Genomic DNA, 20,028 nt, shown 5'->3' with positions numbered 1-20,028 from the left:
CAAAAAATCTCACTATTTACCATTTTCCAACTTCCAAGATTCAGGAAACCTCGAATAATGAAAAGCAGCCAATAACGGATCTAATTTCTGATTCCCAATCAAATCAGCCAACAATTTAGCCGTCACCGGAGCCAACAAAATGCCGTTGCGGTAATGCCCCGTAGCCCATGTCAAATTCTCCCAAGCACTAGCACCTAAAATCGGCCATTCATCAGGAGTAGCCGGCCGAAATCCCCACCAAAACTCCAAAATAGGATAGTTTTGTAATTCGGGATATAACTTAATCGCTCCTGCTAGCAAACTTTGCATTCCCGCAGGCGTATTTCCAGGGGTGAAATCGACATTTTCGCTAGTTGCGCCAATAATAATTCTGCCATCTTGACGTGGGACAATATAAATGCCAGTCCCGAATAGAACAGTTTGCAGGGGCTGGATAACTCCACAATCTTCTGGTACACATACTGACAGCATTTGCCCCTTTCTTGGAAAAACAGAAATATCTAATAATTTCTCAGACCAAGGACCTGCAGCCAGAACATAACGGTCTGCTTGGAATTTTCCTGCTGTCGTTTCAATGCCAACAACTCGGTTTCCCTGCCGAATAATTTCCCCGGCATTGCCTTGAATAATCTCAATCTGCAATTCTTTAGTTGCGGCCTGAAGCGTCCGAAATAAAGCGCGGTTGTCTACTTGAGCGTCGTCAGGATACCACCAACCGCCAATTACTTCTTGACCTAATCCAAACTGGTGCTGGCGAACAGTATCTCTGTCCAACCATTGAGAGTTAAGGGTTGACAAAAGTGGCTTTTCTTGAGGCTCATTTTGACACACTGGCGCGAGAATTCCCGATCGCCAATATCCCGTTTTCAATCCGGTAATATCTTCTAGCCGTTCCACCCAGGCGGGATACAGTGCGCGGCTTTGCAAGCACAAATCCAGCATGGGACTGGGGGGAATTCGTTCGGCTTGCGGGGCAAGCATTCCAGCAGCAGCCCGGGCCGTCGGTTGTTTAGAATCGGCGGTGAGAACTGCGACAGATGCCCCTCGCAATTTCAGTTCTACTGCTAGCGAAAGGCCAATTATTCCGCCGCCAATAATCAGAATATCTTTAGATGAATTCATTAACTTTTATATGGACTTTCGGGCTTTTTTGACCTCTCGGGTTTCTTTATGGTAAGGTGCCCCGTCTGCACCTTACAGTTAGAATTCTTGCACAAGTCTTACAGATTATCTGGCAAGGCGATCGTCCTATCTGCCTTCCTTAACAAAAAATCTATGCTTGGGGTTTCCAGACAGTTTCAGAACCTTGACCCCAGAAACCGTCATATTTTGTCACCTTAATATCGCCTAAAACCTTGGTTTGGCAGGACAAACGGCGGTTGGAGGCGGAAGAATGGGGAGGAACCGAAAGTCGGGCTTTTTCGCGCCACTGGGACTCGGAACCTTCGCCCTCGACGTTGACGGCGCAGGTGCCGCAAGTACCGAAGCCGTGGCAGTTGATGACTTTGGCGTTGCCGTTGTAGAGATCGATGCCGTTTTTGAGCAATACTTCACGGAGATTCGCTCCGCGATCGCACTCAAATGTTTTTCCTTGCGCTTGTACCTTGACCACAGCCATTTACCCCAGTTAGATTTATGTTAATTTTCCTATATATTATCGCATTAAATTCAAATAAATTCATCTAATATGGTAAGTGATATATTACCAATTTCTCGATCGCAATTTCCCATGACAAATCGGCTCTGGATCTACGATACCACGCTGCGAGACGGTGCTCAGTGTGAGGGACTCTCCTTATCTCTCGAAGACAAACTGCGAATTGCTCGGCAGTTAGACAGTTTAGGAATTCCCTTTATTGAAGGCGGCTGGCCGGGGGCGAATCCTAAAGACGTACAATTTTTTTGGCGTCTCAAAGAACAGCCCCTAACTCAAGCAGAAGTTGTAGCTTTTTGTTCGACTAGGCGGCCGGGAACTACGGCAGCTAATGATGAAATGTTGCAGGCTATTTTATCCGCCGGTACTCGCTGGGTGACGCTGTTTGGCAAGTCGTGGGATTTGCACGTTATTGAAAGTTTGAAGACGACGCTAGAAGAAAATCTGGCGATGATTCGAGATACAATTGAATATTTGCGGAGTCAGGGAAGGCGCGTTATTTACGATGCCGAACACTGGTTTGACGGCTACAAGCACAATCCAGATTATGCTATTAAAACTTTAGAAGCGGCGGCGGATGCCGGTGCAGAATGGCTGGTGCTTTGCGATACTAACGGGGGTACTTTACCTCACGAAGTCACTCACGTTGTTCGCGATGTTTTAGCAGCTTTAGGAACCAATCGCGAAGTACCTGTGCAGTTAGGAATTCATACTCACAACGACTCGGGAGTTGCAGTTGCTAATGCTTTGGCTGCTGTGCAGGAAGGGGTGACGATGGTACAGGGAACTATTAACGGTTACGGCGAACGCTGCGGCAATGCCGATTTATGTTCCTTAATTCCTAATTTTCAGCTAAAGTTGGGTCATAATTGCATTGAAGACGAGCAATTAGTTAAATTAACTCAAGTAAGTCGATCGATCAGCGAAATTGTCAATCTTGCTCCCGATGATCATGCTCCTTTTGTGGGTCTTTCGGCTTTTGCTCACAAAGGCGGAATCCACGTATCGGCTGTGGAGAAAAATCCGTTAACTTACGAACATTTGGAACCGGAAAAAATTGGCAACAGGCGGCGAATTGTGATTTCGGATCAAGCGGGTTTGAGCAATGTTTTGGCGAAGGCGCGCACTTTTGGAATGGATCTCGATCGCAAAAATCCTGCTTGCCGCCAAATTCTAGAAAAATTGAAAGATTTGGAAAGTCAGGGATATCAATTTGAGGGTGCTGAGGCGTCTTTTGAATTGTTAATGCGGGAAGCCTTGGAACAACGGCCGCCGTGGTTTGAAATTAAGGGATTTCAAGTCCACTGCGATAAGGTTGGCGAAGATTGTACGGCTTTGGCCACGGTCAAATTGTCAGTAAACGGTACAAATATTTTGGAAGCTGCCGAAGGAAACGGCCCGGTTTCGGCTTTGGATGCGGCTTTGCGGAAAGCTTTGGTGAATTTTTATCCCGCGATCGCCCATTTTTACCTGACAGATTACAAGGTGCGGATTCTGGACTCCGGTGCGGGGACTTCTGCTAAAACTCGCGTGTTGGTTGAGTTTAGTAACGGTCAAGACCGCTGGACGACTGTGGGGGTTTCTGGTAATATTTTGGATGCTTCTTATCAAGCGGTTGTTGAGGGTTTGGAGTATGGTTTGGTGTTGGGAGATAGGGAGGCGATCGTTTTAACTGTGTCGAGTTATTAGGTTGACGGCGAAGAGAAGTTGCCTGAATATCGATGTTTAAATAGATACCAGGCGATTTCAAGATAGAGTTAGCCAATTTAAAAAGGGTGAAATCTGAGATTTTGCATCATTCTCAATAAGGCTTTTATGGGCTGGCTCTAAGATCCCACCCACAAGAAATTCATTCTTTGTGGAACAGGCCCGAAAGCTTGTTAAAGGAGAATGGTGCTCTGGGCGTGAGTCAAACCCAACCTCGGATTAATCGGGTTTCCATCGGGAATAAACATCGGGTAAACTTTCGGGTTATCCGTCACATAAAAATAGCATTTACCTTTACTAACTACGTCCCATAAAGGTTTAAATGTTTTGTTACTATGCTCTCCTAGTACCCATCCTCACATACTTGTTTTTAACTGATATACCGCTGTCTAAAGCCCAACTTTGTTTTTTGTGAGTCGACGAATGTTTCTAATTATCCAATTTCGGTAATTGTCTGTACCTCATGAAAATTGGCCAGGAGTTATCCTAGTTGTTTGATCCAATTCATAATTGTCGTATGATGTACACCTTTGACTCTTTCAATCTCCCTTAACCCCATGCCATTAACATACATTTTTAGGCATTCGTCTTTAACTTCTTGAGGATAACCTCTGTGAGGTTGATAGCAGTCTATAAATTGTCTCCCACAGTTAACACACAGGTAGTTCTGCTTACCTTTTTTTCGCCCATTTTTATTGATATGAGTTGACTTACATTCAGGACATTCCCTAGAAGATGACTTGTGTTGAATTGTTTTTTGTGAATTGTTATCAGAATCAATCATATCTTAATTCAGCAACGCCGATTATTTAACAATGTGCTGCGTGATTACCCAATTATTTTGGATATTCATGATAACTCTGTATGAGTGGTTTCATCCCTCATACAGAGTTACCAGTCTCTTTCACTTGCCCATTCTAGCTAAGGCTACTTTTTCGCCTCATTATTATTACCTTCCCCAACGATCGATCGCATTCCTTCGAGCGTAGCGGGAATGCTGCGCGGGTCCATAAACATCACCTTGCTGCTGTCGCTGGTGCCAATTTTTAGACCCATATCCAGATAGTTTTGAGCTAACAAAAATTGTAAAGCTTCACGAGCATTGGGGTCATTTTGCAGAGTTTTGCCGATGATTTGCAAAGCCTCAGAAGTAGCTTGAGCTTTCAAAACCTGACTTTGGCGTTCTGCTTGAGCTTTCAGGACGATCGCCTTTTGTTGAGCTTCCGCCTCCAAAATAGTCGCTTTTTGGCGCGCTTCTGCATCCAAAACTTGCGCTTCTGCTTTACCTTTGGCGCTGTTAACTGCTGACTCGCGTTCGCCCTCGGATGTCAGAATTGCCGCCCGCTTGCGTCGATCGGCTGCCATCTGCAATTCCATCGATTCCTGTACAGTTTTAGAAGGGATAATATCGCGCAATTCTACCCGCGTTACTTTCACTCCCCAAGGATCGGTAACAATATCTAAATCTCTGAGCAAGATTTCATTAATTTGAGAACGAGCAGTAAAGGTTTGTTCGAGATCCAGTTGACCCATTTCGGCGCGAATTTGAGTCAGCACCATATTTACCATTGCTGACTGGAGATTTTCTACTTTGTAACAGGCTTTTTCCAAGTCTACAATGCGCCAGTAAACCACAGCATCAACCGTGAAGGAAACGTTATCCCGGGTGATACAAGCTTGCGGAGGAATATCTAAGACTTTTTCCCGAATTGTTTGCTCGTACACGACGCGATCGAAAAACGGCGTGACAAAATTCAAACCGGGTTCCAGTTTCTTGCCGCTGTATTTACCTAAAGTTTCCACCAGCGCTTCATTTCCCTGATTGATAATCTTGACTGAACCTGCGAGGGCTGAGCCGCCGAGTGCTAAAAATACAAGTAAAAAAAATTGTTCCACGGTCGCCTCCTATCAATATAGAGTGTTGACTGTTGACTGTTGACTGTTAAATGTTGACTAATGACTGATGAGTAACTACTAATTGCCTGTGATTAATTACGCATTTTGTTTAAGAATGCAAGAGATTTTCTGGCAAAACTATCAGAGTAGTGCCTTTCCGTCCGACGACAATTACGTTTTGGTTGGGGGGGATAGTGGCCTTGGTGTCTTCGCAGCGAGCTTGCCAAGAATTCCCCTCATAAATGACTCGGCCGGCTTCTCCGGGGGGAATTTCTGTTAAAGTTTTTGCTTCCTGAGAATCTGCGATCGCCCTTGCCGTGCCTTTTGGTATCAACCGCCGAGACAGCAGCACAAAAACTGTCGAAAGTACCATCCACAGGAATATTTGTAAATTAACGTAAGGTAGAACTAGAGAACATCCCGCTACGGCGAAGGCGCTCAGTCCCATCATAAAAGCGACAAAAGCAGTCGGGAGAAATAGCTCTGCCAAACACAGCAAAGACCCAGCTAGCAGCCAAAGGAGCGTCGGAGTCCAGATCATAAAAAGAATAGGTGATACTATTTAGATCTTAGATTGGAAATTTAAGATTTAAGAAATGCCAACAACTGACTCTGCAAGGGTTTGCCACTTGCAAGCCCTCAGAGCGCTTTTTCGCGCCGCGGTACCAGGTTGAGGCTTCCATCGTACTCCAAGTCTGAGTTTAGTAACTTAAATTACAATTTAAGCCGGTGCAGACTGGCAGAAACTACAATTTCTACGGGCCCAAAGGCAGTTAAGAAATTGATAGGGGCTAAAATCAGTTTATTCTCAAGCTCATGAATTTGGGCTGGCGAATCATATATCTTCAGAATGTTTTTACACAAACTATTTCGATATGATCAGCAGTTTCTCCGAACCCATTTATTGCCCGAATCTTAGCTGTCCAGATCCCCGCAATACCTTTGGCCGCCAGCACTGTGCAGCGTGCGAAACGGATTTAATTTATCGCTATGTGTGGGTGGTGGGGCAAGCAGCCGAGGAAGTGCCGACGGGTAAGGTAATAGCCGATCGATACTTTGTCATTGCACCCCAAATCTGGCTCGACAGCCGTCCAGTTCTGCCTCCCAGCGTCCCGGAACAACTGCCGGATAGCATTATGCCTTACCTGCATTTGTATCCCCAACGGCTGCATACGCCGGAAGTATACGGTTTTTGTTCCCTGGGGGAAGCACCGGAAGCGGAAGAGGTGCTGTTGTTGGAAAATGTGCCCATCAATAATTTCGGTCGCCTGTATCCTTCTATTTTAGAATCTTGGTCGGGGACAAGCGCCGCGCGCCAAGTTTACTGGCTGTGGCAAATGCTCCAACTGTGGGCGCCGCTGTCGGAACAGGGAGTCGCTTCGAGTTTGCTGGTACCGGAAAATTTGCGGGTGGAAGGTTGGCGGGTACGCCTGCTGGAACTGCACCGGGGCAATTTTGTACCGACGCTGCGGGATTTGGGAGATGTGTGGTCAGGTTTGGTGGAATCAGCGCAACCCGAGGTGCAGGCGAAACTCGGAGAGATTTGTCAGTTTATGCGCCGCAGCAGCATGAATTTCGAGGCGATCGGTCTGGAACTAAACGATTTACTATTAGAACAAGCCGCTAAATTGCCTCTGCACTTAGAAGTAGTCGGCATGACTGATACCGGGCCGCAGCGCTCCCAAAATGAAGACAGTTGCTATCCGGTTGCTACTGATTTTCAATCTAGCAAAACTTCAGGGAACGACAAACTAATTCCTTACTTGACAATGGTTTGCGACGGGGTTGGAGGCCACGAAGGAGGAGAAGTTGCCAGTCAATTAGCCGTGCAGTCCCTGAAAGCTTTAATCCAAAATTTGCTCGCAGAAATTGCCGAACAAGAAGAGTTGATGACGCCAGCAATGGTCATCAAGCAACTCGAAGAAATAGTGAGAGTTGTGAATAATGTGATTTCCGCTCAAAATAACGAGCAGGGAAAAGAGTTGCGGCAGCGGATGGGGACGACTTTGGTGATGGCCCTCCAGTTGCCTCAAAAAGTGAAAATTTCCGAGGATTTGCCCTCGAATAACAGTCACGAACTTTATTTAGTCAATGTTGGAGACAGCCGCGCTTATTGGATTGGCAAAAATTACTGTCACCGGCTGACTGTGGACGACGACGTAGCCTCAAGGGAAGTCCAGCTAGGACACTGTTTGTACTGGGAAACTCAACTGCGAGCCGATGCAGGAGCCCTGACTCAAGCTTTGGGCACGCGGGACGCCGATTTCCTGCGCCCGACGATTCAGCGATTTATTGTCGAAGAGGAAGGCTTACTGCTGCTGTGTTCCGACGGTTTGAGCGACAACGACTGGGTAGAGCGCTCTTGGGAGAATTACGGCCCAGAGGTGCTCGAAGGCAAAATGTCTTTGGAAGCTGCGGTTCAGTCTTGGATTCGTCTCGCCAACGAGAAAAACGGTTATGACAACACCTCCGTGGTGGCCACTCACTGTCGGATGTCGCCGGAGAGATTGGTACTGTTTGATCCGGCGGTGGCGTCAGCGCCAGTGTCAGCGCCAGTGTCAGGCTCGGTGTCGCTGCCGCCGTCCCTGCCGCGATCCCTCCAGAAGTCCGGGAGGATTCCTGAATCTCAGCTTTCTGAATCGTCCAAACAGTTGTTGTACCCCGACACTTCCCCCGCCCCGGAACCCGTTCAAAAACGGCGATCCAAGCTTCCGCTGCCCCTACTGGGGCTGTTGGGGCTGATATTAGCCGGCGGCGGTTTAGGTTTGTGGGTGCAAAGCCTCCAAAGCCCGCAGCCAGAGCCCGAACAACTTCCGCCACCGCCGGAAACTCCCGCCCCGAGTCCTTCGGAGAGTCCCTCGCCCGGGGCTGAGAGTGCCTCGCCGTCGCCCGAATCGAGCCCTGCGGAAATTCCCTCGCCCGGGGCCGAGAGTCTCTCGCCGTCGCCCGAATCGAGTCCTTCGGAAATTCCGCCGCCCGAAGCGGAAACTTCTTCGCCGTCGCCGGAATCGAGTCCTTCGGAGATTCCCTCGGCTGAAGAAGCGGAACCTCCTTCGCAATCACGGGAGTAAGGGAGATTGAATTAAGCAGAATTTTTCATCAGAAAAATGGGTTTGAAACCCCGTCCTTTTAGGACGACTTTACTTGCGAAATTGTGGGCTTTACTTTCTGTGAATTGTTCTCGCTTACTCGCTCAATCCTGTAGTCTAATAATGTAGAAACAGCCAACGAAAACTATGAAAGCAAGGTATCAATACAGATTCTATCCCACGAACCAACAACGACAGAGCCTCGCTCTGTTGTTTGGTTGCGTGAGGGTAGTCTGGAACGATGCCTTGGCTTTGTGCAAATCCTCCGATAAGTTGCCAAACTACAATCAGTTGTCTGCACTGCTAACTGGTGCTAAAAAAACCGAAGAAAGAGCCTGGTTGAACGATGTATCTTGCGTTCCTTTACAGCAGGTTTTGAGACATTTGGCAACAGCCTATAAAAACTTTTTCAACTCTCTTCAAAAGAAAAGAAAGGGGGTGAAAGTAGGTGTGCCTAAGTTCAAAAAAAAGACCTACAAGCAATCAGCCGAGTTTACCAAGTCGGCTTTCTCGATTAAAAACCGTCAAGTTTACTTGGCAAAAATAGGGAAGGTCAGTCCTATATGGTCGAGGCAGTTACCATTGGAACCTAGTTCGGTGACGGTAATCAAAGATTGTGCAAACCGCTACTTCCTCAGCTTTGTAGTAGATATCAAACCTGTTAATCTCACGCCAATAAACTTATCGATCGGCATCGATTTAGGGTTGAAAACCTTTGCGGTATTCAGCGAGGGGAGGCAGGTGAAAAGCCCCGATTATTCGACAGCAGAGCGTAAAATTAGTCAACTGCAACGCCAGTTAGCACGCCAACATAAAGACTCCAAACGCCGAAATAAAACCCGCCTGAAAATCGCCAAGCTGCACAACAAAATTGCCGACACTCGTTCCGACTTCCTGCACAAATTGTCAACCAAAGTAGTCAACGAAAACCAAGTGATTGTTTTAGAAGACTTAAATGTGTCGGGACTGGTAAATAATCGACGATTAGCCAGGGCAATTAGCAGGCAGGGATGGTATCAGTTTCCGGTATTTTGCTCAGCTAAATCCGAGAAATTTAGCCGTGAGTTTAGGATAATTAGTAGGTGGGAACCCACCAGTCAAGTCTGTTCTGAATGCGGCTATAAATGGGGAAAATTAGACCTATCTATTAGGTCGGTGGTTTGCTTAAATTGCTCAACTCAACACGATCGGGATGAGAACGCCGCCAAAAATATAAAAAAAGTCGGGATAGGGCATTGCCACGACTCTAAACGGACGCAGAGGGAGAGTAAGACTACCACCGTAGCTTCACCCGATGAAGCGTCAAGAATCACTGCCCTTGTAGGGCGGTGAGTATGTCAAAAAATGCAGATACTTTCCGGCGGCACGGCCACTCGAACGCTGTCGCCGACTTTGTGTCGCTGCAAGTCATCTCTGTGCAAGTTTTGTCGGCGAAGGGCGATCGAACTTTTAGCAGTCAACCGCACCGTATACCGCGTGTCAGTGCCAATATAAATAGCCTCTTCTACTATTCCCGGCCAGCTATTTTCAACATCATAATTAGCCGGGTAAATAGCAGCTTTTTCTGGCCGCAACACCAGGGTGACAACTTTCCCAGCGGGCATATCTTCGGCTGTCGCAACTAACACGGGTAACTGCTGGTCAACCAACACTATTATTTGACCGTTTTGCTTTTCTACTACTTGCCCGCTTAAAAAATTGCTGTCGCCAATAAAATCAGCAACAAACCGCGTTTTAGGATATTCATAAATATCAACAGGCGTCCCGACTTGTTGCAGTTTTCCTCCATCCATAACTGCAATTCTGTCCGACATAGTTAGCGCTTCTTCTTGGTCGTGAGTTACATAAATAAACGTAATTCCCAATTTGCGCTGCATTTTTTTTAATTCTAATTGCATCTCTTTACGCAATTTTAAATCCAGGGCTCCTAGGGGTTCATCCAACAGCAAAACAGACGGCTGTTTAACTAATGCTCTTGCTAGCGCTACTCGCTGCTGCTGTCCCCCTGACAGTTGGCGGGGATAGCGTTTTTCTACATCGGTTAACTGTACTAATGCTAAGGCTTCAGCAACGCGATCGCGAATTGTTTTCTGAGGCAAATTCTCCATTTCCAACCCAAAAGCGGCATTTTGTGCTACTGTCATGTGCGGAAATAAAGCATAATTTTGAAATACCGTATTCACAGGGCGGTGAAAGGGTGGGCGATTTTGCATCGGTTGACCGTGAATGTAAATTTCGCCCGCTGTGGGAATTTCAAAACCCGCTATCATTCGCAAAGTTGTAGTTTTGCCGCAGCCGGAAGGGCCGAGTAAAGAAAAGAATTCTCGATCGTAAATTTGCAGATTAATGTTGTCTACAGCTAAGAAATCTTGACTGCGGACACTTTTAAATACTTTGGAAACGTCTAAAACTTCGACAGCGTGCATTGTGTTAGTATGTATGATTGATAAAAATCTGAGTTCGAGTCCGGTTAAACTGATATCTTGCACCATTCTCAATTACTTGTTTAGGAACGGGCAAGATGCCCGTTCCACAAGAAATTTATTCTTTGTGGAACAGGCATCTTGCCTGTTCTTGAGAATGGTGCAACTCCAAAACAAGCTAAAAAATTAAGTAAACCAGCCCTGGCAGAAACCTGTTTTATATCTACTTTCCAGCCCCTGCTTTAACTTCCGTCCAAGCTCGATCGTACAATGCAGTTGCTTTCCCGACATCCTGCAATAATTTCATTTTGTCAAACACCTCAGCCGGCGGGTAAATTTGAGGGTTTTTCAAATCTTTCGGGTCGATTAAACCTTGATCGATTGCTGCTTTGTTGGGCGATCCGAAGTGGGTAAAATTAGACACTTTAGCGCCTACTTCGGGCTGCAAAATAAAGTTAATAAATTTCTCCGCTAACTCTTTCTGGGGCGCACCTTTGGGAATTGCCATGTTGTCAGAAAAAATGATTGTTCCTTCTTTGGGAATAGCGTAACGGATATTAGGATTTTCTGTCATCACTTGGAAAATATCCCCGCTCCATTCCATTGTCAGACTTACTTCTCCTTGATCGAGCAAATTTTGACCACTATCCGGGACAAAAGCGGCAATGATATTGTTACTTTTAATCAGCAAATCGCGGGCTTTGTTAATTTCTTCGGGATTGGTTGTATTGGGGTCAAATCCTAAATACATTAAAACTCCTGCAAATGTGTATCTGGCATCATCTTGCCACGCCACTTTTCCGGTATATTTCGGGTCGAACATCGCCGCCCAACTGTTAAGTTCTCCCTGGGTTGTTTTCACGTTGTAGCCAATTCCCATTGTTCCCCACAGGTAGGGCAGGGAATATTTATTTCCAGGGTCAAAAGCTTGATTGATAAACTTAGGTTCTAGGTTTTTTTGGTTGGGAATATTGTTTAAATTCAGCGGTTCAATTATATTTTCTGCGATCATGATTTTCACCATGTAATCGGCGGGAAATATTAAGTCGTAACCCGGGTTTCCCTGTTTTAGTTTGGCATAAAGTGCGTCGCTGTTCTCGAAAGTGTCGTATTGAATTTTAACATTGTTCTCTTTCTCGAATTGGGCGATCGCTTCTGGGGCGATATAACTTGCATAATTGTAAATGCTGAGCACTTGCTGCTGGTTGCCACCTGTGGGGCTACAGCCGAAAGCCACCGTTGCACTCATCACAAACAAAAGTAGGAAAGTCAGCAGGCGTTTCATAGGTTGTGTTAGTTGCAGACGAAAATAATTATGACACAGAAAAGTAAAATTTTTAAGTTTTCTGAACCTTTAACGATGATAAAACCAGCAATAAGGAAGCGAACAACATCAAAGTTGAAATGGCATTAATCGCGGGCGTCACTGCAAATTTTATCATGCCGTAAACAAATAGTGGCAGCGTCACTGAACCGACACCAGTGGTAAAAAATGTCACGACAAAATCGTCCAGCGACAGAGTAAAAGCCAGCAGTGCCGCGCTGAAAATAGCGGGCCAAATTAGGGGGAGAGTGATTCGCCAAAAAGTCCGCCATTCGTTAGCGCCCAAGTCAAAAGCGGCTTGTTCTAATATCGGATCTAGTTCCGCCAAACGCGCCCTGACAGTAATAGTCACAAAGGAAATATTAAAGACAACGTGACCGATAATTACGGTAGGTAAGCCGAGATTGAGCCGAATTCCCGTGAGATTTTCTACGATCCGAAATACTAGGGTAAAGAAAACTAGCAGCGAAATGCCGATCGTAATTTCGGGCATAATAATGGGCAAAAACAGTAAAGCTTCTACGGCTTTGCGCCCCGGGAAATGAAAGCGTTCCAGTGCTAGCGCGATCATTGTACCAAAAACGGTTGCTAACACAGTCGAAATAGCTGCAATTAGCAAGCTGTTGTTGAGTGCTGTCCAGATTCCGGCGCTGCTACTCGTAGCAATCGTCGCGCCTGCATTGCTAAACAAACTGCGGTACCAATCGAGGGTGAAGCCGCGCCAAACGGCATTGAATCTGGAGGCGTTAAAGGAGTAAATAATTAAGATGAGAATTGGCAAGTAAAGAAAGGCTAATGCTAGTACAGCTTGTACCAAAAGCCACTTTTTGCCGATCGCCCGCACGAGTAAATCTAGTTTTGTTTTAGTCATTAGTCAGTAGTCATTAATCCTTAGCGCATCTTAACCTAAACGCAGGGTGCAACGATTCGTGTATACCTTACCTTATTGAGTTTCATCAGACACGCGGAAGTAAATTAAAACCGGAATCAATATGATTACAGTCAACAGCATAGAAAGCGCCGACCCAAAAGGCCAATCGCGGGCTTTCATAAACTGATTTTGAATCAAATTTCCCACCATAACTGTTTTAGAACCCCCCAATATATCCGGTGTAATGAAAGCGCCGACGGCGGGAACAAAAACTAAAATCGATCCTGCAACAAAGCCGCGACTTGTTAATGGTAAAAACACGCGCCAAAAAGTACGAATGTCATTGGCCCCTAAATCTTGAGCGGCTTCAACCAATGAAAAGTTGAAGCGCTCTATGCTAGAATATAAAGGCAGAACCATGAAAGGTAAATAGCCGTAAATAAGACCGATCGCCACAGCGAAAGGCGTAAAAAGCAAGTTTAACGGTTCGCTAATAATTAGGAGGCTTTGCAAGGCTGTGTTAACTACTCCTTCGCTACGTAGGAGTATGATCCAGGCGTAGGTTCTCACTAAAAAATTAGTCCAAAATGGAATAATTACCAACAAAAGCAAAGCATTTCGCCAGCGGGGAGAACGGGTGGCTATGAAGAATGCCAGGGGATAGCCAGCTAATAAGCAGGCAACTGTTGTCAGAAAAGCCAGCCAGAGCGATCGCCCAATTACTCCTAAGAAAAGTCCGCTGAACAAACGCTGGTAGTTGCTGAGAGTAAATATCCAAGTAACGCCACCGTAGGTACCGCGTTCTAAGAAACTGTACAAAAGTACAATTAGCACGGGCAAAATGAAGAAAACCATCAGCCATGCCGTAGCGGGAAATAACAGCAGCAACAGGTTAGTCTGCTGGCGGTTTTTTACACTCATTATTCACTCAAGCGAAATTTAGCACATAATTCAACACATTTTATATCAAATCCGGATTTTATGAATTATGTCATCATTAATAAATTATCAAGAGGTACGCAATGTCAGCAGAATCGTCAACCCCAAAAATAGTCGTCGTCGGTGCAGGATGGGCCGGTTTAGGCGCTACCTATCACCTAGCCCAGCAAGGCTATGATGTCACCCTGTTAGAAGCAGGCCCCTATCCGGGTGGCTTAGTTGCAGGGTGGAAAACCGCCGGCGGGCGTTCCGTAGAAGCAGGCATTCATGGCTTCTGGTATCCCTACAAAAACATCTTTTCCTTAGTCAAGGAGTTAGGCCTCTATCCCTTCACGCCTTGGACTCGTTCTTGTCAGTATTCACCGGCCGGATTGGAAGTAGAATCGCCGATTTTTCAGGACGAACCGCGGCTTCCCACACCGTTAGGAACCTTTCTTTACACCAGATTTAAAAGGCTGCCATTAGTCGATCGGCTTTCAGCCTTGCCCTTACTCTACGCCGTCCTAGATTTCGACAATTCCGACGAAGCGTGGCGCAGGTACGATCGCGTCACAGCCCGCGAACTATTCAAACAGTTTGGTGTTTCAGCAAGGCTGTACCGCGATGCTTTTGAACCGATGTTATTAGTAGGTTTATTTGCACCAGGAGAACAGTGTTCTGCTGCCGCCGCTTTGGGAATGCTTTATTATTTCATATTAGCACACCAACCGGACTTTGATGTAGTTTGGTGTCGCGGGACAGTCGGAGAAAAAATCTTTCGTCCCTGGGTCGAACGCCTGGAAAAACTCGGTGCAAAAGTATTGACAAAGCAGCGAGTTAGTGATTTAAGAGTTGACAGCAACAACCGAGCAACAGGCGTTGTTTGCGGCGAAGAAACCTTCGATGCAGATGCGGTTATTTTTGCAGTTGGGGTCACGGGAATGCAAAAAATTATCAGCAGCAGCCCCGCTTTGCAAAGCCGCCAAGAGTTTCGGGACGCGATGAATCTGGGTGCAGTTGACGTGTTAGCTGTTCGCCTCTGGTTTGACAGGAAAATTGACATCCCGCTGCCTTCTAATGCCTGTTTTGGGTTTAGTTCAACTACGGGTTGGACGTTTTTTGATTTGAATGCTTTGCACGACGAATTTCGAGATGAACCGGGAACAGTTGTAGAAGCTGACTTTTATCACGCCAATCAATTAATTCCCCTCAAAGATGAGGAAATTGTTAGCTTAGTTCAGCGGGATTTAGCGACTTGCATTCCGGCTTTTCGGGAGGCAAAAGTAATTGACAGCAGCGCGATTCGGCTGTCGCGGGCGGTGACGCATTTTGCCCCTGGTAGCTATCAGTATTTGTTGCCTGCGGTAACAAGTTATGATAATGTATTGATGAGCGGCGATTGGGTTGTGACCCGTCACGGTTCTTGGTCGCAGGAAAAGGCTTATGTTACTGGTTTGGAGGCGGCAAATTTGGTAATTTCGCGTTTCGGAATCGGAAACAAAGCGGCAATTATTCCCGTGGAAGCTGACGAACCGCACATTCAAATCGGGAGAAAGATTAATCAGTTTACTCGCAGTTTGACTAAAACATTCATTCCAGATTTTTGGCTGCCATAAGAAGAAGGAAGTTCGGCAACGGATTCTGTAACGGATTTAACGGATGGAAGAAAGAAGGAAGAAGGAATTTCTTGCTTGAAGCGGTAAGGTGCGCTTAGCGCACCCTACATATAGACTAATAACCAACGACCAATGACTAATGATACTATATTCACAAAAAAATGCAACTGTAGACAAGCTCGAAATTGGAATTTTCATCAGTCATTGCCAATCTAAAATCTAAAATCTAAAATTGCCTGACTATCGCCAATAAGGCCGGCCCTTCCAAAAAACTCCCACCATAATTCCTATTAGTGCAGTTTCTGATAAACTTGCTAAAGAAGCAGGTATGGGTAGGAATGATTTTAAAACCAAACCCAAGAGCAGGCACAAAACTAAAACCCACAAACTAATTCGGTTGAGCAAAAATTGTTGTTGCCAATACTCTAAAAAGTACACTGCTAAAGCTCCCATTCCCACTGCTGCTGCAAAAGGTATCAATATCCCTAGGGAGGAACCGTAGAGAAGCGTCAACCCGTTGCGGATTGCCCGCGATTGCGTGAAACCCCAGGCTAAAAATAGCTCTAGTCCAATCACGATTGAGTTGACGAGGGCGGAAATTTGCAGCATTTCTCGCCAAGGTAAAAGTTTTAAGCGCCGCAGAAAATTACTCACGATCGGCAGATTAGGTAGGTTGCTTTGATTTTATAACAGTTTTGCCCTGGCGATCGACCTTTGATGCCAGTTTGTAAAGTAAAATAAACATACAGGGCAGTCTCTTGACAAATTAACCCAGAGCATCTGCCTGCTAGTTGTTGGAACCGTGAAAGGAAAAAAGTTATGGTGGAGAACACTGTCGATTGTGCTGTAGCTTGCGTCAATGGCTGCGTTCTGGGCGACAAGTGCCCGAAGCGGGAATACGCAGAAGCAACGTCTAACTTTATTGAAAATACTTCTCTGGATAAAATGCTAGAAATAGCAGAGGAAGCGGTGAGAAGGAAACGGACGGAACCCCCCAAATGGGTAATCCCTGATTTTCCCGAATAGCATTAGCCTCCGAATTAAAAAGCGATCGCCCTTTTCAAACGGGCGATCGCTTTTTGTATTCCCAATGAAATAGCTGAGCCGAATCCATATATTTCCTGGGATAGAAGCTAAAAGCTTAAATAGGAATTATTATACCACTTAATTATAGCCAGCGGCAATTACTAAAAACAATTCAGTTAAAGCCAAATTCGGACATTTTTAATTTAATTGAGTTCAAAAACAAACAGGAGCAAGTATCGTGGCACAGCCAAAGAAAAGCAACGCAAAAACAACAACAGAACGCGATAATTTAGGCGAATTGCCTCAAGAAATTACCGAATCTTACGGTACCGGCGTCATCGATCAACCGGGGGTGAGCCAAGACGACATAACAACCCTGCAGGACAGCAGTTCGGACTACTCTTCCAGCAGTTCCCAAATCGGCGGTGAGGATGGCGATCCTGCTGCGGAACAAGAAAGTGCCACTGGCGAGCAATCGGTGGGCGGAACCGCACCTACTCCCGACCTGGATATTGTTGACGAACTGGGAGCCGCTGCGGGCATAGAAATGCCCGATGGCGCTATTTTGAACACAACAAATATGCTTGAACATCGAGATGAAAGTCGCTGGGAATTAGACCCTAGTTCTGCGGAAGATTATCAAGAACGACCGGATTTCTAGGTCTATTTTTTACAAAAGAAATAGGTAGCATAATAGGAGCGGGTTCACCAGTATCCATACTTTATCTGCGAAGTATTTGTAAATCCGCCCCTCATCACTTTTGCTCTCGCCACGTATCTAACTCCCCGAAAAGTAGGCAGCCGGCGTTTGGAGTTACTTGCTTCTAATTTAATCCGTAACGCACGAATATACACTTCAATAATGTTTGACTCGCCCATAACATCGTAACCCCAGACTTTTTCTAAGATTCGGTCGCGACTAATAAGTTGACGGGAATTTCGCAGCATAAAATCTAGCACATCAAACTCTTTGGCAGTGAGTTAAATTAGTTGATTGCCTCGATAAACTTCACGGGTTAAACCGTTCAAGGTTAGGTCTTCAAATTGTAGCTGATATGGGTCATTTGGTTGAGTTCGGCGCAAATGTGCTTTCACTCTCGCGAGGAGTTCTTCCATACTGAAAGGCTGAGTAACATAGAGGCTCAAAGTGATGCAGGGAATTAGTCGCTAACCGCCACTGACATTACCGCGAGCAGTTTTCATTTGCCTGAGAATAAGGTAATTGTAATTGCGTAATTGGGTAATTGAGAAAGCTGTACCTCACCCAATAGACAACTGCTATAGCAATCTTAAATGAGTCGTAAATTTTTTACCCCACCCCAACCCTCCCCTTATCAAGGGGAGGGAGTAAGAAATTCACAAATGATTTAGGATGGCTATATATCTTCTGATTTATCAACATCTCCGGTGAGTTACCCTTCATAAAGCGTGGTTGCAGTCAGGAATTTAGCCCTCTATATGCGGGTGAATAATCACTATTAGTCCTGACTGCAAACTTACTGTCCTTAGATCACCGGGTATGATATTATGTATCGCAAAAACCGGGTTGATGAAGCCAACCCTCTTCAACAAAAAGGTGATCTATGGAATTTAAAGATTTTCTGGCTTTGCTGCATCCTATTTTAGCTGTAGCGATTGTTTTTCCTATGGTTGGTATTGTTCTCAATATGGGGTGGCAAACCATGCAGCGTCGGAAGCAAATTGCGATCGACACCAAGAGCAAAATTCCACCTGTAGTCGGCCCCGAACACGTCAAAGCAGGTCGAATTCTGTCAGGTTCGGTGGTAGGAGTGACGTTGTTGGGTCTAGCCTACCCGATTTTTGAGCATATTTGGAGCAAGGATGTTTGGAGCAAAAACTCCTTTCAGGTCATTTTCATTGTGCTGATGTTTGTTGCAACGATCGCCTCTTTGGTCATGCTATATCGAGCGACACCCGCTTTATGGCGCGGCCTATTTGCCACCCTAACAGGTACTGGTTTGGTGATTCTTGGCACTCAAGATGGCGTTTATCGGCGAACCAATGAATGGTATTGGTCTCACTACTACATTGGCATCACCGCTGCGCTAATTATGGTTTTCTCGCTTGCCATCATTGAAAACATTTACAAAGACCGCTCAAATCGCTGGCGCACTATCCATGTCATCTTGAGCTCGATCGCTGTGCTGCTCTTTCTGGGACAGGGAATGACCGGAACCAGGGATTTATTAGAAATTCCTCTGAACTGGCAGAAACCCTATATTTATACCTGTGATTTCGCCAATAAGACCTGTCCAAAGCCGTGAGCGATCGCATTACTTCGATATTCAAGTCTAAAATTAGTAGAAATTAGACCAATAAACCGGGTTTCTGAATGTAACAAAATCTTGGTAATCACAGGAATGAGAACGAGAAACAAAGTTTATGATGCCCGGAGCGCGTCAGTCTTAATCAGTCATAAACCTTAATCATTGCGAGTCAACCCCTGAAGGCTAACTTGCAAAATCGACAAACCCAAAATTAGCAAAAACAAAACCAGCCCGATCGTACAAGCATAGCCAATTTCCAAATCATTAAAAGCTCGTTCGTAAAGATAATAAACAACAGTCTTAGAACTATTGCGAGGCCCGCCCTGAGTCATAATATAAACTTCTTCAAAAACCTTAGTAGCAGAAATCGCCGAAATCACCGCAACTAAAACTAAATAAGGCTTCATCAGCGGCACAGTAATATCCCAGTGCTTTCCCAAACCCTCAGAACCATCAATAGCAGCCGCCTCATAAAGTTCTGCCGGAATAGCTTGCAGCCCTGCCAAATAAATCACCATGTAATAACCCAATCCTTTCCAAATAGTAACCGCCATGACGCTAAAGATTGCTAACTTCGGATTAGCCAGCCAAGAAACAGGAGGTAAACCCAACAATTCCCCCAACTGATTCAGCAGTCCAGTCTCAGCAAACAGCCACTTCCAAGCAATCCCGGCGACAACCATGGAAATCACCGCCGGCGTGTAGTAGGCTGCTCGAAACCAGTTCATCCCCTTAAGTTTTTGGTTGCACAAAATCGCCATTCCCAACGGTAGAACAACCAATACAGGCACAACGCAGGTGAGATACAGCAGCGTATTCGTCAAAGTTTGCCAAAATGTGCGATCGCCCCACAACCTGTTAAAATTCTTCAACCCCACCCACTGCGGCATTTGAGTTAAATCATATTCGTAGTTTGTAAAACTCAAATAAAAAGCTTGCACCGCCGGCCACAAAACAGTCAAACTCAAAATAAATAAAGCCGGAAGCAAAAACAAATAAGGCGTCAAGGAGCGTCGGGAAAAAGTCACAGACATAAATTAGTTATTAGTTATTGGTGATTACTTATTGGTGATTGTTTTACTCATCATACCAAATCCAGTTACATCGGAATGATTAAACCGCGAAGACCCCAAGAGCGCGAAGGAAGAACTGCATCTTCTTCTTTCTATTCCTTCGCGTCCTTTGCGTCTTCGCGGTTCATTTAATCTGACTCAAT

At 45.6% G+C, this 20,028-nt stretch carries 17 protein-coding genes and 2 pseudogenes; 7 read left to right on the top strand and 12 right to left on the bottom strand.

Annotated elements, in window-relative coordinates; translation table 11 throughout:
• Positions 1–12: 12 nt before the first annotated feature.
• Both thiO and QUA62_RS11895 read right to left on the bottom strand, forming a co-directional pair.
• The gene (gene thiO / locus QUA62_RS11900; RefSeq protein WP_333404188.1) at positions 13–1,122 is read right to left on the bottom strand and encodes a glycine oxidase ThiO; all 1,110 of its coding nucleotides are present in this window, start codon (positions 1,120–1,122) and stop codon (positions 13–15) included.
• Between the two features lie 151 nt (positions 1,123–1,273).
• Positions 1,274–1,612 carry a 2Fe-2S iron-sulfur cluster-binding protein gene (locus tag QUA62_RS11895; protein ID WP_333404283.1) on the bottom strand — a complete coding sequence of 113 codons (339 nt, stop codon included), beginning with the start codon at positions 1,610–1,612 and terminating at the stop codon, positions 1,274–1,276.
• Positions 1,613–1,729: 117 nt separating this feature from the next.
• Here QUA62_RS11895 and cimA point away from each other — a divergent pair, with 117 nt between their 5' ends.
• Positions 1,730–3,343, top strand: a complete 1,614-nt coding sequence (gene cimA, locus QUA62_RS11890; RefSeq protein ID WP_333404186.1) for a citramalate synthase — start codon at positions 1,730–1,732, stop codon at positions 3,341–3,343.
• A 209-nt stretch (positions 3,344–3,552) separates the two neighbouring features.
• Here the strand turns inward: cimA and QUA62_RS11885 are convergent.
• The 3 genes and pseudogenes from QUA62_RS11885 to QUA62_RS11875 form a co-directional block, all read right to left on the bottom strand.
• Positions 3,553–4,145 (bottom strand): annotated as a pseudogene (locus QUA62_RS11885) (IS1 family transposase); the annotation flags it as partial.
• Between the two features lie 143 nt (positions 4,146–4,288).
• Complete coding sequence (locus tag QUA62_RS11880; RefSeq protein WP_333404184.1) at positions 4,289–5,257, bottom strand: SPFH domain-containing protein; 969 nt, start codon at positions 5,255–5,257, stop codon at positions 4,289–4,291.
• A 109-nt stretch (positions 5,258–5,366) separates the two neighbouring features.
• Positions 5,367–5,798 carry an NfeD family protein gene (locus tag QUA62_RS11875; RefSeq protein WP_333404182.1) on the bottom strand — a complete coding sequence of 144 codons (432 nt, stop codon included), beginning with the start codon at positions 5,796–5,798 and terminating at the stop codon, positions 5,367–5,369.
• Positions 5,799–6,132: 334 nt separating this feature from the next.
• Here QUA62_RS11875 and QUA62_RS11870 point away from each other — a divergent pair, with 334 nt between their 5' ends.
• Entirely contained in the window at positions 6,133–8,328 is a 2,196-nt protein-coding gene (locus tag QUA62_RS11870) for a protein phosphatase 2C domain-containing protein (RefSeq protein WP_333404180.1), read from the top strand.
• A gap of 165 nt (positions 8,329–8,493) precedes the next feature.
• Positions 8,494–9,678, top strand: a complete 1,185-nt coding sequence (locus QUA62_RS11865) for a transposase (RefSeq protein WP_333404178.1) — start codon at positions 8,494–8,496, stop codon at positions 9,676–9,678.
• Between the two features lie 5 nt (positions 9,679–9,683).
• Here QUA62_RS11865 and QUA62_RS11860 read toward each other — a convergent pair whose 3' ends face one another.
• The 4 genes from QUA62_RS11860 to QUA62_RS11845 form a co-directional block, all read right to left on the bottom strand.
• Positions 9,684–10,772: an ABC transporter ATP-binding protein gene (locus tag QUA62_RS11860; RefSeq protein ID WP_190663438.1), complete on the bottom strand. Its 1,089-nt coding sequence runs from the start codon at positions 10,770–10,772 to the stop codon at positions 9,684–9,686.
• A gap of 220 nt (positions 10,773–10,992) precedes the next feature.
• Positions 10,993–12,054, bottom strand: coding sequence for a spermidine/putrescine ABC transporter substrate-binding protein (locus QUA62_RS11855; protein WP_333404177.1), 1,062 nt, complete (start codon positions 12,052–12,054; stop codon positions 10,993–10,995).
• Positions 12,055–12,106: 52 nt separating this feature from the next.
• Complete coding sequence (locus tag QUA62_RS11850) at positions 12,107–12,964, bottom strand: ABC transporter permease (protein WP_333404176.1); 858 nt, start codon at positions 12,962–12,964, stop codon at positions 12,107–12,109.
• Between the two features lie 72 nt (positions 12,965–13,036).
• The gene (locus QUA62_RS11845; RefSeq protein WP_333404175.1) at positions 13,037–13,885 is read right to left on the bottom strand and encodes an ABC transporter permease; all 849 of its coding nucleotides are present in this window, start codon (positions 13,883–13,885) and stop codon (positions 13,037–13,039) included.
• A gap of 101 nt (positions 13,886–13,986) precedes the next feature.
• On the opposite strand from QUA62_RS11845, the gene QUA62_RS11840 reads away from it, so the two are divergent.
• Positions 13,987–15,498, top strand: coding sequence for an FAD-dependent oxidoreductase (locus tag QUA62_RS11840; RefSeq protein ID WP_333404174.1), 1,512 nt, complete (start codon positions 13,987–13,989; stop codon positions 15,496–15,498).
• A gap of 240 nt (positions 15,499–15,738) precedes the next feature.
• Here the strand turns inward: QUA62_RS11840 and QUA62_RS11835 are convergent, their stop codons facing one another.
• Positions 15,739–16,152 carry a peptide chain release factor 1 gene (locus tag QUA62_RS11835; protein WP_333404172.1) on the bottom strand — a complete coding sequence of 138 codons (414 nt, stop codon included), beginning with the start codon at positions 16,150–16,152 and terminating at the stop codon, positions 15,739–15,741.
• 165 nt (positions 16,153–16,317) lie between these two features.
• On the opposite strand from QUA62_RS11835, the gene QUA62_RS11830 reads away from it, so the two are divergent.
• Together QUA62_RS11830 and QUA62_RS11825 are read left to right on the top strand one after the other, a co-directional pair.
• Entirely contained in the window at positions 16,318–16,524 is a 207-nt protein-coding gene (locus tag QUA62_RS11830; protein WP_006634408.1) for a hypothetical protein, read from the top strand.
• 238 nt (positions 16,525–16,762) lie between these two features.
• Positions 16,763–17,185: a DUF6335 family protein gene (locus tag QUA62_RS11825; RefSeq protein WP_333404170.1), complete on the top strand. Its 423-nt coding sequence runs from the start codon at positions 16,763–16,765 to the stop codon at positions 17,183–17,185.
• A 44-nt stretch (positions 17,186–17,229) separates the two neighbouring features.
• On the opposite strand, the pseudogene QUA62_RS11820 reads toward QUA62_RS11825, so the two are convergent.
• Positions 17,230–17,493, bottom strand: a pseudogene (locus QUA62_RS11820) (winged helix-turn-helix domain-containing protein); the annotation flags it as partial.
• Between the two features lie 614 nt (positions 17,494–18,107).
• Here QUA62_RS11820 and QUA62_RS11815 point away from each other — a divergent pair.
• Positions 18,108–18,809: a DUF4079 domain-containing protein gene (locus tag QUA62_RS11815; protein WP_333404168.1), complete on the top strand. Its 702-nt coding sequence runs from the start codon at positions 18,108–18,110 to the stop codon at positions 18,807–18,809.
• 158 nt (positions 18,810–18,967) lie between these two features.
• Here the strand turns inward: QUA62_RS11815 and QUA62_RS11810 are convergent, their stop codons facing one another.
• The gene (locus QUA62_RS11810) at positions 18,968–19,846 is read right to left on the bottom strand and encodes a sugar ABC transporter permease (protein ID WP_333404166.1); all 879 of its coding nucleotides are present in this window, start codon (positions 19,844–19,846) and stop codon (positions 18,968–18,970) included.
• Positions 19,847–20,028 lie beyond the last annotated feature (182 nt).

Origin of the sequence: Microcoleus sp. MON1_C1 (assembly GCF_036701945.1) — a bacterium.
Lineage (GTDB): Bacteria > Cyanobacteriota > Cyanobacteriia > Cyanobacteriales > Microcoleaceae > Microcoleus.
The sequence above is the reverse complement of the archived record's forward strand: the minus strand, read 5'-3'. Positions and strand labels throughout refer to the sequence as shown.

What these genes read in the sequence shown, in the direction of transcription:
- thiO (WP_333404188.1), bottom strand. Translation starts at nt 1,122, where the DNA reads ATGAATTCATCTAAAGATATTCTGATTATTGGCGGCGGAATAATTGGC.
- cimA (WP_333404186.1), top strand. Translation starts at nt 1,730, where the DNA reads ATGACAAATCGGCTCTGGATCTACGATACCACGCTGCGAGACGGTGCT.
- QUA62_RS11875 (WP_333404182.1), bottom strand. Translation starts at nt 5,798, where the DNA reads ATGATCTGGACTCCGACGCTCCTTTGGCTGCTAGCTGGGTCTTTGCTG.
- QUA62_RS11870 (WP_333404180.1), top strand. Translation starts at nt 6,133, where the DNA reads ATGATCAGCAGTTTCTCCGAACCCATTTATTGCCCGAATCTTAGCTGT.
- QUA62_RS11865 (WP_333404178.1), top strand. Translation starts at nt 8,494, where the DNA reads ATGAAAGCAAGGTATCAATACAGATTCTATCCCACGAACCAACAACGA.
- QUA62_RS11860 (WP_190663438.1), bottom strand. Translation starts at nt 10,772, where the DNA reads ATGCACGCTGTCGAAGTTTTAGACGTTTCCAAAGTATTTAAAAGTGTC.
- QUA62_RS11855 (WP_333404177.1), bottom strand. Translation starts at nt 12,054, where the DNA reads ATGAAACGCCTGCTGACTTTCCTACTTTTGTTTGTGATGAGTGCAACG.
- QUA62_RS11850 (WP_333404176.1), bottom strand. Translation starts at nt 12,964, where the DNA reads ATGACTAAAACAAAACTAGATTTACTCGTGCGGGCGATCGGCAAAAAG.
- QUA62_RS11845 (WP_333404175.1), bottom strand. Translation starts at nt 13,885, where the DNA reads ATGAGTGTAAAAAACCGCCAGCAGACTAACCTGTTGCTGCTGTTATTT.
- QUA62_RS11840 (WP_333404174.1), top strand. Translation starts at nt 13,987, where the DNA reads ATGTCAGCAGAATCGTCAACCCCAAAAATAGTCGTCGTCGGTGCAGGA.
- QUA62_RS11830 (WP_006634408.1), top strand. Translation starts at nt 16,318, where the DNA reads ATGGTGGAGAACACTGTCGATTGTGCTGTAGCTTGCGTCAATGGCTGC.
- QUA62_RS11815 (WP_333404168.1), top strand. Translation starts at nt 18,108, where the DNA reads ATGGAATTTAAAGATTTTCTGGCTTTGCTGCATCCTATTTTAGCTGTA.
- QUA62_RS11810 (WP_333404166.1), bottom strand. Translation starts at nt 19,846, where the DNA reads ATGTCTGTGACTTTTTCCCGACGCTCCTTGACGCCTTATTTGTTTTTG.